Consider the following 13,826-nt stretch of genomic DNA (forward strand, 5'->3'; position numbering starts at 1 on the left):
GCCGAGGTCAGACGACGGCGAGCCGGCGGCGAGCCTCGTCGTGCGGCAGGCCCGTGGCCATCAGCAGGTCGATGACGAGCGGGCGCATCATCAGCACCACGATCGCCTCGGTGACCGGGGCCCCCGGCGCGACGACGGCCGGGTCGAGGCGGCGGCCGACCGCGCTGAGGGCCTCCCTCGCCGCGGGCAGCCGCTCGACGTCGTCGACCGACCCGCCGAGCACGACGACCGCGCGGCCGGTGCTCTCGACGAGGTCGGCGAGGCCGAGCCGGTCGCGCCCGTCGCCGAGCGACGTGTCGACCCGACGGGCGATCACCCGGAGGTTGCGCACCGCGAGGTCGACGTGGAGCCGCAGCGACTGCTGCTGACGGAGGTGCGGGAGGCGCGACCTCAGGAAGGGCGAGAGACGCGAGATCGAGACGGCCGACTCGAGCGTCGACGCCCAGTCGTCGAGCAGCGGCTGCGTCGACCTCAGGCGCCGGAGCGCCTCGTCGGCCCGGCGGACGTCGTCGGTGCGGAGCGCGACGACGAGCGCCTCGAAGGCCGCCCCCACCTCGGCGAAGAGGGCCCGGGCGTCGGCCCTCGCCAGCCCGACCGGGTCGCGGGGCACGATCGCCGTCACCGCGAGGGCGACGAGCCCGCCGACCGCGCCGTCGACGCTCCGCACGAAGGGGCCGCCCTCCGGGTCGGGCAGCAGCATGACGAGCATCGACTGGGTGGCGGCCGCCGCGGCGAAGGCGCTGCTCGGCGAGGCGAAGCGCGCGACCGCGAGCACCACCAGCAGCACGGCCGCGACCTGCCAGAGGCCCTTGCCGAGCACGAGCAGCATGACCTCGCTGAGGGCGATGCCGATCAGCACGCCGACCGCGTTCTCGAGCACGACGCGGGGCCGGGCGTCGCGGGCCAGGCCGAGCGACGAGATCGTGATCGTGACGGCGAGCAGCGGCACCGCGTGGCCGAGCCCCAGGTGCGTGATCGCGTACGACGCGCTGGCGGCCACGACGATCTGCACGATCGCCGGCATCGACGTCACCGTGCGACGGGTCGCCGCCCGGGGGTCGAAGCCGCGGGAGGCGCGCGAAGCCGCCCGCCGGACGGCACCCGGCTGCCGGGTCGCCACCCGGGCCGCCTAGCGGCGGACGGCTCCCAGGCGCGGCAGCCGGGGCACCCCGGCGGCGGCGCCCGCGGAGGCCGGCACGATCGTCTGCGGAGCGGCGGCGACGACGATGTCGGCCGAGAGCACCGCGAGGGGCGCGGTCTCGTCGGTGGTGCGCTTGACCACGGCGAGCGCGACGGGGCCGAGCTCGTGGTGGACGGCGGAGCTCGTGACGCGGCCCACGGGGGCCAGGTCGGCGAGCGGGGTGCCGGCGGCGGTCGCCTCGGCGACGGCCGCCGCGGTGACGACGGGGTCGCCGGGGGCGGGCAGCACGGTGTCGGAGCCGTCGAGGTGCAGCATCACCAGGCGCCGCGGCGGGTGCCCGATGTTGTGCACCTTGGCGACGGTCTCCTGACCGCGGTAGCAGCCCTTGGCCAGGTGGACCGCGGAACGGAGCCAGTCGAGCTCGTGCGGGATGCTGCGCTCGTCGACCTCGGTCGAGAGGCGCGGGCGCCACGCCTCGATGCGCAGGGCCTCGAGGGCGAGGGTGCCGGCGGCGGGCAGGTCGGACGCCGCGAGGGCCGCGAGGTCGGCCCGGTCCACGAGCACCTCGCGGTAGCTCCAGTCACGGCCGGGGTGCGTCTCGGCGTCGGCGTAGCCGTGGCCGCCGGGGGCGACCTCGCGCCAGGGGTCGACCCACACGACGGGCACGCCGGCGGGCGCGAGCACCGGGACGGGCAGCTCGACCTCGGCCAGGGCGCCGATCGTCGCGACGTCGGCCGAGCGGTCGGCGACCTCGACCCGCAGCATGAACCGCATCCGGTCGAGCCAGGCGCGCAGGGGCTCCGCCTCGACGCGGTCGACGAGCAGCCAGGTGGTCTCGCCGTCGTCGACGACCCGCGCGGCGTGCTCGAGCCGGCCGTTGGCGTCGAGCAGGAGGGTCTCGGTCGACCGGCCGGGCTCGAGCCCGAGCAGGGCCTGGCTCGTGAGCGAGTTCAGCCAGCTGAGGCGGTCGGGGCCGCTGACGGTGAGCACGCCCCGGTCGGAGAGGTCGACGACCGCGGCGCCGCGGACGAGCGCCCGCTGCTCGGTGAGGGGGTTGCCGTAGTGCGCGGCGACCCCGCTGCCGTCGTCGACGAAGCCGTCGCGCGCCGCGAACGGCGACACGACGACGAGGGCGGGGTCGGCGGGCGGCGCCCCCGCGACTCCGGCGGCCGGGGCGTCAGTCAACGCGGGCCAGGCGCCCGGAGGCGTGGGTACGGAGCTCCTGGCCGAGGGCCGCGATGTCCCAGGCCCAGAGCAGGTGGTTCTCGACGAGGCCGTACATGCGCGTGGCGGCCGAGTACTCCTTCGCGTTGCTCGAGCGGAGCACGGCGTCGGTCGACAGGTCGATGCGCGGGCCCTTGACGCGGCCGAGGTAGAGCTCGTTGACGCCCGTGGGGTGCACGAGCTGCACCTCGAGGCCGAACCCGTCGTCGGGGCGGCGGAGGATCTCGACGGTCTGCGCCGACCGGAACGGCGCGACGCCCTGGCCGGGCAGCATGCCGGGCCCGCGGTCGCCCACCTCGGCGGGGCGCTCGAGGCGCCAGTAGCCGGTCTCGCTCGCCAGGGGCGTGCGCTCGTCGTCGAGCAGCCAGCTGAACGAGCTGTAGTTGAGGTAGGGCAGGCCGTCGTGGCTGAAGCTGACGCGCTGGCCGAACTCGTGCGTGCGACGGACGGCCGGGGGCGCGCCGTCGACAGGGGCGTCGGGGTCGCCCTCGCCGATCTTGTAGTCGACCACGCCCGTGCCCTCCCACACGCCGATGAGCCAGGACAGCGGGACGAGCTCCGCCGGGAGGTCGGTGGGGATGTCGATCACGGGTCTAGCGCTGGCCCTTGAAGAGCTTGACGAGGACGACGACGGAGACGAAGGCGATGGCCAGCGACGCGAGGGCGAGGAGCCCCACGTAGAACATCTCGAGGGCGAGCAAGGAATCCATGCCGCAAGACTACCCGCGCGGCACCGTCGGCGGGAGGGGCGGGAGGCGGTGCCCAGGGGCTGCCCAGCGGCGGGCTGGGCACGGGGCTCAGTGGACGAGCGCGAGCACGCCCGTCGCGACGGCGAGGATGACGAGGCTGCCGCAGAGCGTGAGGACGCAGCGCGAGACCAGGCCGTCCTTCTCGCTGGCGGCGAGCTGCAGCACGAAGCTCAGGATGATGCTCGTGGCCAGCACGAGCGGCAGCCACACGTAGAAGTCGTCGCCGGGGGCGGCGACCGAGACGACGACCGCGACGATCAGCGTGAAGGCCCACACGGGCACCACGGTCAGGGGCTTGAGTCGCACGCGGCGGCTGGTGGGCGGGACGGCCGGGGTGGTCACTGCGCGGTTCTCCGTTCGTGGCCCGAGCCCCGGGGGGGCCTCGACACGTGGTCGAGCCGGGCATCACTCGTGTTTTAGACTGCCGACCATACATTCACTGGAGGTCCGTGTGGCGCAGCTGTTGGTCTTGACCTCTGCGGGCAGCCCTGACGTGCTCCCGGCTCTGGCTCTCCTCAGCCACCGTACCCGGCAGATCCCGGCCGAACCCGCACAGCTGGTGAACGCGCCCTCGAGCGACCTCATCTTCGTCGACGCCCGGGCCGACCTCGCCAGCGCCAAGTCGCTCTGCAAGATCCTCCGCACCACGGGCGTCACGGTGCCCCTCGTGCTCGTGCTCACCGAGGGGGGCCTCACGGCGGTCAACTCCGAGTGGGGCGTCGACGACGTCATCCTCGAGACGGCCGGCCCCGCCGAGGTCGACGCCCGCATCCGCCTCGTGACGGGGCGGCTGGCGCAGTCGCAGACCGGCTCGAAGATCCACGCCTCGGGCGTCGTCATCGACGAGGCGAGCTACTCGGCCAAGGTGCACGGCCGCCCGCTCGACCTCACGTTCAAGGAGTTCGAGCTGCTCCGCTTCTTCGCGACGCACCCCTCCCGCGTCTTCACGCGCGAGCAGCTGCTCAGCGAGGTGTGGGGCTACGACTACTTCGGCGGCACCCGCACGGTCGACGTGCACGTGCGGCGCCTCCGCGCCAAGCTCGGCGACCTCGAGTCGCTGATCGGCACGGTGCGCAACGTCGGCTACCGCTTCAACGTGTACGACGACGACCTGCCGGGGCCGGGCGCGTGACCCCCGCCGACGTCGAGGCGCTCGCCCGCGCGGCCCAGGCGGTCGACGGCAGCCCGCCGGTCAACGACCAGGCGCTCGTCGAGGTGCGCTCGGGCGAGGCCCGCGTCGTCGAGGCGCCGCACGCGGCCGCGGTGCTGCGCTCCGTCGGCGGCGGCGACGACGGCCCGGCCGGCACCGAGGTCGAGCTGGTCGTGCACCCCGATCACCGTCGCGAGGGCCTCGGCGCCCTGCTCGTGCAGAGGGTCCTCGACGAGACGACCGGCCCCACCGCGTTCTGGGCCCACGGCGACCACCCGGGCTCCCGCGTGCTCGCCGCCCGCTTCGGGCTCGACGAGACCCGACGCCTGCTGCAGCAGCGCGCGCCGGTGGCCCCGCGCACCCCGCGCCTCCGCGAGGGCGACCGCGTCGCCGCGTTCCGTCCGGGCACCGACGACGCGGCCTGGCTCGACCTCAACGCCCGCGCCTTCGCGAGCCACCCCGAGCAGGGCTCGATCGACCAGGCCGACCTCGACGCCCGCCGCGCCGAGGCGTGGTTCGACGCGGGCGACCTGCTCCTGCTGTGGCGGGGCGACGAGCTGCTCGCGTCGTGCTGGCTCAAGCTCGAGGCGGGCCAGCCCGGCGAGTTCTACGCCGTCGCGGTGAGCCCCGACCACCAGGGCGAGGGGCTGGGAGGCGCGGTGGTCGACGCCGGCTTCGCCCGCCTCGCCGAGCGCGGCGCCGACACGGCGGCCCTCTACGTCGAGGGCGACAACGAGCCGGCCCTGAGGCTCTACGCCGGCCGGGGATTCGTCGACCACGCGGTCGACGTGCAGTGGACCCTGCGGCGCTGACGCCGCCCGGTCAGGACGACTCCAGGGGGAGAGACATGAGCGAGACACAGGGGACGCCGGCGGACGAGCCGCGCGACGGCGGGCAGGCCGGGCGGGCCGACGGGGCCGAGGGGGCAGACCGGGCCGAGGGAGCCGCCGGGGTCGCGGGCTCCCCCGCGGCGCCGCGGCGCCGTCGTCGTCGGCTCGTGCTGATCGGCGCGGGGGTGCTGCTCTTCCTGCTCGCGGCGGCAGCCGCCGTCGGGGTCGGGCGGACGGCGGCGTCGCACCGCCCCGAGGCCGCCGTGGCGGCGTACCTCGAGGCCCTCCAGCAGGGCGACGCCGAGCGTGCCTTCACCCTCGACGGCACGGAGGTCGGCGACGACGACGTCCTCCTCACCGACGAGGCCTACGCCGCCGCGAGCGACCGGGTGAGCGACTTCGACGTCGCCCCGGCGGTCGTCGACGGCGAGTCGGCCACGGTGGAGGCGACGGTGCAGCAGGGCGGCGAGGCGGGCCCCCGGTGGCAGCAGTCGTTCGCCCTCGTGAGCGACGGCCGCGACCTCCTGGTCTTCCCGCGGTGGGAGCTGCAGCCGGTGGAGCTCGGGACGCTGACCGTCCAGGTCGGGGCGCCGTCGTCCGCCACCGTCTCGGTCGCCGGCGCCGAGCTGCCGCGAGGCGACTCGGCCACGGTGGAGCTGCGTGCGCTGCCGGGCAGCTACGACGTCGAGCTCGGCGGCGGGGGCGAGCTCTGGGGCGCACCCGCCGCGACCGGCACGGCCTCGGGCGCGGGCAGCCGCGGCACCCCGGCCGTCCTCGTGGCCGAGCTGACCGAGGCGGGCGAGGCCTCGGCCCGGGCGGCGGTCGACGGCTGGGTCTCCGGCTGCGTCGGCAGCCCCGACCCCCGCCCCGACGGGTGCAGCTTCGCCCTGCTCAACGGCGACGGCGGCTACGAGCTCTCGAACCAGAAGTGGACCCTCGAGACGGCCCCGACGTACGACGTGGGCGCGTGGGACGGCACCGGCTGGGACGTCACCTCGGTGACCGAGGGCGCCGCCTCCTACAGCGCCGACGCCCGCGACGCGTCGGGGGCGACGGGCACCTTCGGCTCGGTCTCGCCCGTGCCCGTCCGCGTGGCCGGGGTCGTCACGGACGTGACTCCCGAGGGCGCCGCGTTCGAGGCCGGCCCCTTCCTCTAGGGCCGGGGTACATCGGGGTACGTGGTCGGGGCCGCCGGGAGCTACTCCGGCCCGGCCTCCGGGCTGCCACCTGGCTCCCAGCGCGACGGAGTGGATTGTGGGGACCGCACGATCCCCACGAGCTGCAGGAGAACACCATGAACCCCGTCCGTTTCCTCTCCGACCTCGGAGTCCAGAGCAAGCACGCCTACTGGGGCGGCTTCGCCTCCATCGTCATCGCCCTCGTGGCCTGGCTCGCGTCGCAGGGCAAGGACTCGAACGACAAGGCCCAGTCCGACCGCTGGGGCATCTTCATCGGTCACTGGGCGCCCACGTTCTTCGGGCTCGGCCTCGCGCTGAAGCTCGAGGAGAAGAAGTAGCACCAGCTCGAGCTGTGCCGAACGCCCCCGTGAAATCGCGGGGGCGTTCGTCGTCCCCTTATTCTGTTCTCGACATGTGATATCTTCGATCTCAGTTCTGCCCGACGTCCCGATCGGGTGACCGACCGAGGGGCCCCATGCGGATCGTCCACCTGACCGACTCCATGTCGAACACCGCCAACGGCATCGTCAACGTCGTCGTCGACCTCGCCACGACGCAGGCCGCCCAGGGGCACGAGGTCTGGGTCGTCTCGGCAGGAGGCGACTGGTACGACCTGCTCCACGCCCACGGCGTCTCGACGGCGGAGGTCGACTTCAGCCGCCGGGCCCCCCGCCAGCTGCCCGCCACCCTCCGTCGCGTCCGGGGCCTGCTCCGCCGCCTCGACCCCGACGTCGTCCACTCGCACACCCTCACGCCCGCCGTGCTCGCCTCCGTGGCCGCCCCCCGGGTGCCGTCGGTGGCGACGGTCCACAACGAGTTCCAGCGGGGCGTCGGCGTCATGGGCCTCTCCGACGCCGTCGTCTGCGTGAGCGGGGCCGTGGAGCGTGCCATGCAGCGCCGGCCCCTCGCGCGCCGGAAGACCTGCACCGTCACGAACGCGACGATCGGCAGCCCCCGGCGCCCCGGGCGCCCGGCGGCCGCCGACCTCGGGCACCCCGCCGTCGTCGCCGTCGGCTCGGTGACGCGCCGCAAGGGCTCCGACGTGCTCGTCGCGGCGTTCGGCCGGGTCGCGGAGGCGCACCCCGACGCCCAGCTCTGGTTCGTCGGCAACGTCGACGAGCCCGACACGCTGGAGGCGGCGGCCGGCGCCCCGTGGAGAGACCGCGTGCACACGGTCGGCTCGGTCGCCGACCCACGGCCCCACCTGTACGGCGCCGACATCGCGGTGACGGCGTCGCGCCGCGACCCGTTCCCCCTCGTCGTGGGCGAGCAGCGCGAGGCGGGCCTCGCCTGCGTCGTCAGCTCGGCCGACGGCCTGCCGGAGGCCGTCGACCACGGCGCGGCCGGCCTGGTCTTCCCCTCCGGCGACGTCGACGCCCTGGCCCGGGCCCTCGACCACCTGCTCGGCGACGAGACGGCCCGCGCCGAGCTCGGCGGGCGCGCCCGCCGCGGCCTCGAGCGCGCGCACGTGACCCGCATGACGGGCGAGTACCTCGCCGTCTACGACCGCCTGCTGGCCGAGGGGCGCCGACGATGACCACGACCCGCACCGCTCCGTCCCCCGTCGACGGCACCCCCGCCTCCACCCGGTGGCGGCTGGTGGACAGCCTGCGGGGGTTCGCCCTCTGCGGGATCCTCCTCGTCAACGTCCCCGACATCACCCGGCTGGGCAGCGCGGTGCCGTTCGACGCCGACGCCCCCGCGAGCACCACGCAGACCCTGCTCGAGTTCGCCGTGCAGACCCGCTTCGTCCCGATCTTCGTCGTCCTCTTCGGCCTCAGCCTCCAGCTCGTCGTCGACTCGGCGCGGCGCCGCGGCACGGCCCCGTGGCTGCCGGTCGGCCTCCGCCTCCTCGCCCTCCTGGGCATCGGCTGCCTGCACGCACTCGTCTACCCCGGCGAGGTCCTGCGCGAGTACGCGGTCGTCGGGCTGCTCGCGCTCCCGGTCGTGCTCTGGGCGCCCCGGTGGCTGACCCTGGCGCTGGGCACCGTCGGCACCGTCGCGGCCTACGCCCTGTTCGGCGGCGGGCTGGCGTCGCTGCCCGGCCTGGTGCTGCTGGGGGCCGCCGCCGCCTCCTGGGGCCTCCCCCGCGCCCTCGAGCGCGGCGGCAGGCCGGTCGCGGCGACACTGGGGGTCGCCGCCGCCGCGAGCGCGGCCGCGGTCGCGTGGCAGACAACCCAGCCCGGCGACCCCCGCTTCACGACCGCGGGAGGCGTCGCCGGGCTGGCCCTGGCCGTCACGTACACGGCGGCGCTGACCCTGCTGTGGTCCACGCGGGCGCGGGTGGTCGTCGCAGCGGCCTTCGAGCCCCTCGGCCGGATGGCCCTGTCGAACTACGTGGGCGCCTCGGTCGTCGTCGTCGCCCTCGTGGCGGGCGTGCCCGCCCTCGACTGGACGCGCATGACCTCGCCGCTGCCCGCCGTCGTCGCGGCGGTGGTCGTCCTGACCCTGCAGTCCGTCGCCAGCAGGGCCTGGCTCCGGCACTTCCGCTACGGCCCCGTCGAGTGGGCGTGGCGCACCGTCACGTGGCGTCGACGAGCGCCGTTCCGGGGAGGAGTGCTCTGACGCGGGCCGTCACGCTCGCGGCGTCGCCTCCAGCAGCGAGCGCGCGACGGTGCGGGCGTGCTCGAGGGGCTGGTCGAAGGTCTCCATCCCGACCGTGACGATCGCCCCCTCGTGCACGAGCATGAGCGTCCGGGCCAGGTCGTCGGGGCGGGCGAGCCCCGCCTCGCGGCAGAGCTCGGCGAAGAGCGTGAGCAGCCAGCCCTTCTGCCGCGCCGCCTCGGGGAAGACGGCGTTGCCGTCGTGCCCGTCGCCGACCTCCGCCCGCGCGTTGATGGCGCTGCAGCCCTTGCCGCCGTGCTGCCGCGACCAGTCGACGGCGGCGTCGAACACGGCGAGGACCCGCGCGACCCCGGGCTCAGGCACCCGCGCCAGGTGGGCCGCGAGGTGCTCCCGCCACCGGGCGTCGCGGTGGCGGAGGTACGACACGACCAGCGCCTCCTTCGAGCCGAAGCGGTCGTAGAGCGTCTTCTTCGTGACCCCGGCCGCCTCGGCGACGGTGTCGACGCCGACCGCGTGGATGCCCTGGTCGTAGAAGAGGTCGGAGGCGGCGTCGAGCACGCGACGGGCCCCCGGCGTGAGCGCGGGCAGGGCGGGGACGGCGAGGCTGCCGACGGGGCTGTCGAGATCGACCATGCCTCGACTATACCGATGTGTATAGTCGAGGCCATGAGTAAACAGATCGGTGTACCGAGTGGCCTCGTCGTGGTCGGCGGGGCGGCCGCGTTCGTCCTGGCCTGGAGCTCAGGCTTCACGCTCGCCGCCCTCGCGACCGTCGACGTGCCGGCGACGACCCTCCTGGTCTGGCGGTTCGCCCCGCTCGCCCTCGTGCTGCTCGTCGTCACCGGCCTCCGGGGCGGCCTGCGCGGCGTCACCCGCGGCGACCTCGGGCAGCAGGCCGTCGTCGGGCTCCTGGCTCAGTTCGGCTACTGCGTCTTCGTCTACGCGGCCGTGGCCGCCGGGGTGGCGACGGGCACGACGGCGCTCGTCGACGCGGTGCAGCCGCTCGTCGTCGCGACGCTCGTCGGCCCGCTGCTCGGGCTCCGGGTGCGCGGCGGGCAGTGGGCGGGGCTCGCGCTCGGAGCGCTCGGCGTCGTGCTGGTCGTCGGCTCGCAGCTGGGGGCCTCCTCCGCCGCCCCGACGGCGTACGCGCTGCCCGCCCTGGCGATGGCCTGCCTGGTCGCCGGCACGCTCGTCGAGCGGCGGGCGCCCGTCCGCCTCCCCGTGCTGACCACCCTGACCCTGCACGTCTCCGTCACGGCGCTCGCCCTCGTCGCGCTCGCCGTCGCCACCGGCACCTTACGGCCGCCCCTCGACGCCGCGTTCTGGCTGGCCGCCCTCCTCGCCGCGGCCCTGCCGACCCTCGCCGCCTACGGCCTGTACTGGTGGCTGCTGCGGCGCCTCGGCGTGACGGCCGTCAACGCGCTCCTCTTCCTGGTCGCGCCGACGACGGCGCTGACCGGCGCCCTCCTGCTCGGCGAGCCGTTCTCGCTCGCCACGCTCGGGGGCTTCGCCCTCAGCGCGGCGGGCAGCGCCCTCGTGCTGGGCGGGGAGCGCGGGAGGCGCGGGGCAGCACCCGAGGAGCCCTCCCCCGGTGCCCGCCCCGCGCCTCCGTCACCTGCCGTTCACCGTCGGTGACCCCGACCGGTCACCGCGGGTGGCACGATGGGGGGCATGGACAGCGAACCACGCGTCGACGGCGCCGGCGTCACCCCTGATTTCCTCGACGACTTCGACGAGATCGTCAGCTTCGAGGAGGGCACGCTGCCCGCCGAGCGGTACCTCGACCGCGAGCTGAGCTGGCTCGCGTTCAACCAGCGCGTGCTCGAGCTCGCCGAGGACCCGTCGACGCCGCTGCTCGAGCGGGCCAACTTCCTCGCCATCTTCGCGAGCAACCTCGACGAGTTCTTCATGGTCCGCGTGGCCGGCCTCAAGCGCCGCATCGCCACCGGCCTCGCCGTGCCGACCAACGTCGGCCGTGGCCCGAACGAGGTGCTCGCCGACATCAGCGCGGCGGCGCACGACCTGCAGGAGCGGCACGCCCGGGCCTTCCTCGACCTCGTGCGGCCCGCCCTCGACGACGCCGGCATCCACATCGAGAACTGGTCCGACCTCGAGGAGGCCGACCGGGTGCGCATGCGCGAGATCTTCACCGAGCAGATCTTCCCCGTGCTGATGCCGCTCGCCGTCGACCCGGCCCACCCCTTCCCGTACATCTCGGGCCTGTCGCTCAACCTCTCGGTGCGGGTGCGCAACCCCAAGACGATGCGCCAGGAGTTCGCGCGACTCAAGGTGCCGCAGATGCTGCCGCGCTTCGTGCAGCTGCCCGACAACGACAGCGGTCGGGTGCGGTTCATCCCCCTGGAAGACCTGATCGCGAACCACCTGCAAGACCTCTTCCCCGGCATGGAGGTCGTCGAGCACCACGTCTTCCGCGTGACCCGCAACGAGGACGTCGAGGTCGACGAGGACGAGTCGGAGAACCTCATCCAGGCGCTCGAGCGCGAGCTGCTCCGTCGCCGGTTCGGCCCGCCGATCCGTCTCGAGATCACCGACGACATGGACCCGGTCACGCTCGAGCTGCTCGTGCGCGAGCTCGACGTCACCGACCAGGAGGTCTACCGCCTGCCGGCGCCGCTCGACCTCGCGGGCCTCTTCGAGATCACGAAGATGCCGCGGCCCGACCTCAAGTACCCCAAGCACCTGCCCACGACGGCCGTCCAGCTGCAGCCGACCGAGCCGAACATGAAGCCCGACATGTTCGCGAGCATCGCGCGCCGCGACATCCTCGTGCACCACCCCTACGAGTCGTTCGCGACGAGCGTCCAGGCCTTCCTGGAGCAGGCCGCGGCCGACCCGAACGTGCTCGCCATCAAGCAGACCCTCTACCGCACGAGCGGCGACAGCCCCATCATCGAGGCGCTGATCGACGCCGCCGAGGCCGGCAAGCAGGTGCTGGCCCTCGTCGAGGTGAAGGCGCGCTTCGACGAGCAGAACAACATCACCTGGGCCCGCAAGCTAGAGAAGGCCGGCGTGCACGTCGTCTACGGCCTGGTCGGGCTCAAGACCCACTGCAAGCTCGCCCTGGTGATCCGCCAGGAGAAGGGCACGCTGAAGCACTACACGCACATCGGCACGGGCAACTACAACCCGAAGACGAGCCGCATCTACGAAGACATGGGTCTCTTCACCGCCGACGACCAGGTCGGGAAGGACCTGACGCGGCTCTTCAACGAGCTCTCCGGCTACGCCATCGAGAAGAAGTTCAAGCGCCTGCTCGTCGCTCCCCGCTACCTGCGGCGCGGGCTGCTCAAGCAGATCCAGACCGAGATCGAACACGCCCAGGCCGGCCGCGCCTCCGGCATCCGCATCAAGATCAACTCGATCGTCGACGAGCAGATCATCGACGCCCTCTACCGCGCCAGCCAGGCCGGCGTGCCGGTCGACGTGTGGGTGCGCGGCATCTGCACCATCAAGCCCGGGCAGCCCGGGCTCAGCGAGACCATCCGGGTGCGCTCGATCCTCGGGCGCTACCTCGAGCACTCGCGGCTCTTCTGGTTCGCGAACGACGGCGACCCGCAGGTCTTCATCGGCAGCGCCGACATGATGCACCGCAACCTCGACCGTCGGGTGGAGGCGCTCGTGCGCCTCACCCAGCCCGACCACCTCGACGAGGTCGGCTCGCTGTTCGAGCGCGCGATGAGCGACGAGACCGCCTCGTGGTGGCTCGCCGCCGACGGCACCTGGACGCGCCACGCCCGCGACGAGGCGGACAAGCCGCTCGTCGACATGCAGAATTCGCTGATGAAGATGATCACGCAGCGGAAGAAGAGCAGCCGGTGACGGTGGCCTCCACGACGGTCGTCGCGGCGGGCGCCGTGTGCTTCCGGTACGTCGGGGGCGCCGTGCGCGTGCTGCTCATCCACCGCGACCACCACGGCGACGTCTCGTTGCCGAAGGGCAAGGTCGACCCCGGCGAGTCGACGCCGCAGACCGCGGTGCGCGAGATCCACGAAGAGACCGGCTACCGCGTCTCGCTCGGGGCGCCGCTCGGCACGGCCGAGTACGTGATGCCCGGCGGGCGCGACAAGGTCGTGCACTACTGGGCCGCCGAGGTCACCGACGAGTCGTTCGCAGCGGCGGGCACGTTCGTGCCCAACAGCGAGGTCGCCGCCATCCGCTGGGTGCCGCTCGCCGAGGCGCGGGCCGCCCTCACCTACGAGCGCGACGCCGAGGTGCTCGACCGGTTCGCCGACCGCGTCGAGCGCGGGGCGGCGCGCACCTTCGCCCTCGTGGCGCTGCGGCACGCCAAGACCACGTCGCCGGCCGAGTGGAGCGGCTCCGACGCGACCCGCCCGCTCCTGCCGCAGGGGCGCCGGCAGGCCAAGACGATCGCCCCCGCCATCGCCGCGTGGGCCCCGCAGCGGCTCATCAGCAGCACCGCGGCCCGCTGCCTCGCGACCCTCGAGCCGCTCTCCGCCCTGACCCACGTGGGCGTCAAGCAGACCGACTCGCTCAGCCAGGACGCCTTCGAGCGCCACGACGACGACGTCGTCGGGGTCGTGGCGAAGAGGCTCAAGAAGAGGGTGCCGGCGGTGTTCTGCACGCACGCCCCGGTGCTGCCGGAGCTGCTGCGTCAGATCGCCACGAGCACGAAGGGGGGCGAACGGCTCGACCTGCGCCGCGCCTCCTCGCTGAGCCCCGCCGAGTTCACGGTGCTGCACGTCTCCGTCGAGGGCGGCGCCCTGGTCGCCGTCGAGACCCACGGGCCGATGGGCTGAGGCCGACCCCCACCCCGGCCCGCGGGTCGGTGCCGAGCCCCCGGGGCCGCCGTCGAGGCGGTGGCCCCGGGGGCTCGGTCGTCGACGGGCGGCAGCACGGCGCCCACGTCGCCGCGGCCCCTCGCGCCCGCGGCGGGCCGGATGCCCGGCCGATGTTCCCGCCTCGTTAACCTCCCGTTCACCGGCGCAGACGACCGTGGTCAACCTGCCG

14 protein-coding genes are annotated in these 13,826 nt (G+C 74.3%); 9 read left to right on the forward strand and 5 right to left on the reverse strand.

Translation table 11 applies throughout. The features are described from left to right. Positions 1-7 precede the first annotated feature (7 nt). The 4 genes from ASF82_RS11305 to ASF82_RS11320 form a co-directional block, all read right to left on the reverse strand. Positions 8-1,120: an aromatic acid exporter family protein gene (locus tag ASF82_RS11305; RefSeq protein ID WP_156370106.1), complete on the reverse strand. Its 1,113-nt coding sequence runs from the start codon at positions 1,118-1,120 to the stop codon at positions 8-10. A 9-nt stretch (positions 1,121-1,129) separates the two neighbouring features. Then, positions 1,130-2,263: a folate-binding protein YgfZ gene (locus ASF82_RS11310; RefSeq protein ID WP_056059022.1), complete on the reverse strand. Its 1,134-nt coding sequence runs from the start codon at positions 2,261-2,263 to the stop codon at positions 1,130-1,132. A 55-nt stretch (positions 2,264-2,318) separates the two neighbouring features. Next, positions 2,319-2,954 carry an FABP family protein gene (locus tag ASF82_RS11315; protein ID WP_056057068.1) on the reverse strand — a complete coding sequence of 212 codons (636 nt, stop codon included), beginning with the start codon at positions 2,952-2,954 and terminating at the stop codon, positions 2,319-2,321. A gap of 208 nt (positions 2,955-3,162) precedes the next feature. Beyond that, positions 3,163-3,456 (reverse strand): hypothetical protein, encoded by a 294-nt coding sequence (locus ASF82_RS11320; RefSeq protein WP_056057069.1) that lies wholly within the window; start codon positions 3,454-3,456, stop codon positions 3,163-3,165. A gap of 109 nt (positions 3,457-3,565) precedes the next feature. Here ASF82_RS11320 and ASF82_RS11325 point away from each other — a divergent pair, with 109 nt between their 5' ends. The 6 genes from ASF82_RS11325 (at position 3,566) to ASF82_RS11350 (ending at position 8,837) form a co-directional block, all read left to right on the forward strand. Further along, positions 3,566-4,246, forward strand: coding sequence for a winged helix-turn-helix domain-containing protein (locus ASF82_RS11325; protein WP_056057071.1), 681 nt, complete (start codon positions 3,566-3,568; stop codon positions 4,244-4,246). Then, entirely contained in the window at positions 4,243-5,076 is an 834-nt protein-coding gene (mshD, locus tag ASF82_RS11330) for a mycothiol synthase (RefSeq protein ID WP_056057074.1), read from the forward strand. Before ASF82_RS11325 ends, mshD begins: the two co-directional genes overlap by 4 nt. A 35-nt stretch (positions 5,077-5,111) precedes the next feature. Next, the gene (locus ASF82_RS11335; RefSeq protein WP_056057076.1) at positions 5,112-6,251 is read left to right on the forward strand and encodes a hypothetical protein; all 1,140 of its coding nucleotides are present in this window, start codon (positions 5,112-5,114) and stop codon (positions 6,249-6,251) included. Positions 6,252-6,388: 137 nt separating this feature from the next. Then, complete coding sequence (locus ASF82_RS11340; protein WP_056057078.1) at positions 6,389-6,610, forward strand: hypothetical protein; 222 nt, start codon at positions 6,389-6,391, stop codon at positions 6,608-6,610. 137 nt (positions 6,611-6,747) lie between these two features. After that, positions 6,748-7,809: a glycosyltransferase family 4 protein gene (locus ASF82_RS11345; protein ID WP_056057080.1), complete on the forward strand. Its 1,062-nt coding sequence runs from the start codon at positions 6,748-6,750 to the stop codon at positions 7,807-7,809. Continuing rightward, on the forward strand, positions 7,806-8,837 hold the full coding sequence (locus tag ASF82_RS11350; protein ID WP_056057082.1) for a DUF418 domain-containing protein: 1,032 nt from the start codon (positions 7,806-7,808) through the stop codon (positions 8,835-8,837). Before ASF82_RS11345 ends, ASF82_RS11350 begins: the two co-directional genes overlap by 4 nt. A gap of 9 nt (positions 8,838-8,846) precedes the next feature. Here the strand turns inward: ASF82_RS11350 and ASF82_RS11355 are convergent, their stop codons facing one another. Next, a complete protein-coding gene (locus ASF82_RS11355; RefSeq protein WP_056057083.1) occupies positions 8,847-9,470 on the reverse strand; it encodes a TetR/AcrR family transcriptional regulator in 624 nt (207 codons plus the stop codon). Positions 9,471-9,503: 33 nt separating this feature from the next. On the opposite strand from ASF82_RS11355, the gene ASF82_RS11360 reads away from it, so the two are divergent. Genes ASF82_RS11360 through ASF82_RS11370 form a run of 3 tightly spaced genes read left to right on the forward strand, consistent with a single transcriptional unit; the run spans position 9,504 to position 13,615 of the window. Then, positions 9,504-10,472, forward strand: a complete 969-nt coding sequence (locus ASF82_RS11360) for a DMT family transporter (protein WP_056057085.1) — start codon at positions 9,504-9,506, stop codon at positions 10,470-10,472. A gap of 36 nt (positions 10,473-10,508) precedes the next feature. After that, positions 10,509-12,677: an RNA degradosome polyphosphate kinase gene (locus ASF82_RS11365; RefSeq protein ID WP_056057086.1), complete on the forward strand. Its 2,169-nt coding sequence runs from the start codon at positions 10,509-10,511 to the stop codon at positions 12,675-12,677. Next, positions 12,674-13,615: an NUDIX hydrolase gene (locus tag ASF82_RS11370; RefSeq protein ID WP_056057088.1), complete on the forward strand. Its 942-nt coding sequence runs from the start codon at positions 12,674-12,676 to the stop codon at positions 13,613-13,615. Before ASF82_RS11365 ends, ASF82_RS11370 begins: the two co-directional genes overlap by 4 nt. Positions 13,616-13,826 lie beyond the last annotated feature (211 nt).

Source organism: Frigoribacterium sp. Leaf164 (genome assembly GCF_001423665.1).
Taxonomy (GTDB): Bacteria; Actinomycetota; Actinomycetes; order Actinomycetales; family Microbacteriaceae; genus Frigoribacterium; species Frigoribacterium endophyticum.

Coding starts and splice junctions, on each gene's coding strand:
- ASF82_RS11355 (WP_056057083.1), bottom strand. CDS start 9,470: ATGGTCGATCTCGACAGCCCCGTCGGCAGCCTCGCCGTCCCCGCCCTG.
- ASF82_RS11345 (WP_056057080.1), top strand. CDS start 6,748: ATGCGGATCGTCCACCTGACCGACTCCATGTCGAACACCGCCAACGGC.
- ASF82_RS11365 (WP_056057086.1), top strand. CDS start 10,509: ATGGACAGCGAACCACGCGTCGACGGCGCCGGCGTCACCCCTGATTTC.
- ASF82_RS11335 (WP_056057076.1), top strand. CDS start 5,112: ATGAGCGAGACACAGGGGACGCCGGCGGACGAGCCGCGCGACGGCGGG.
- ASF82_RS11360 (WP_056057085.1), top strand. CDS start 9,504: ATGAGTAAACAGATCGGTGTACCGAGTGGCCTCGTCGTGGTCGGCGGG.
- ASF82_RS11340 (WP_056057078.1), top strand. CDS start 6,389: ATGAACCCCGTCCGTTTCCTCTCCGACCTCGGAGTCCAGAGCAAGCAC.
- ASF82_RS11350 (WP_056057082.1), top strand. CDS start 7,806: ATGACCACGACCCGCACCGCTCCGTCCCCCGTCGACGGCACCCCCGCC.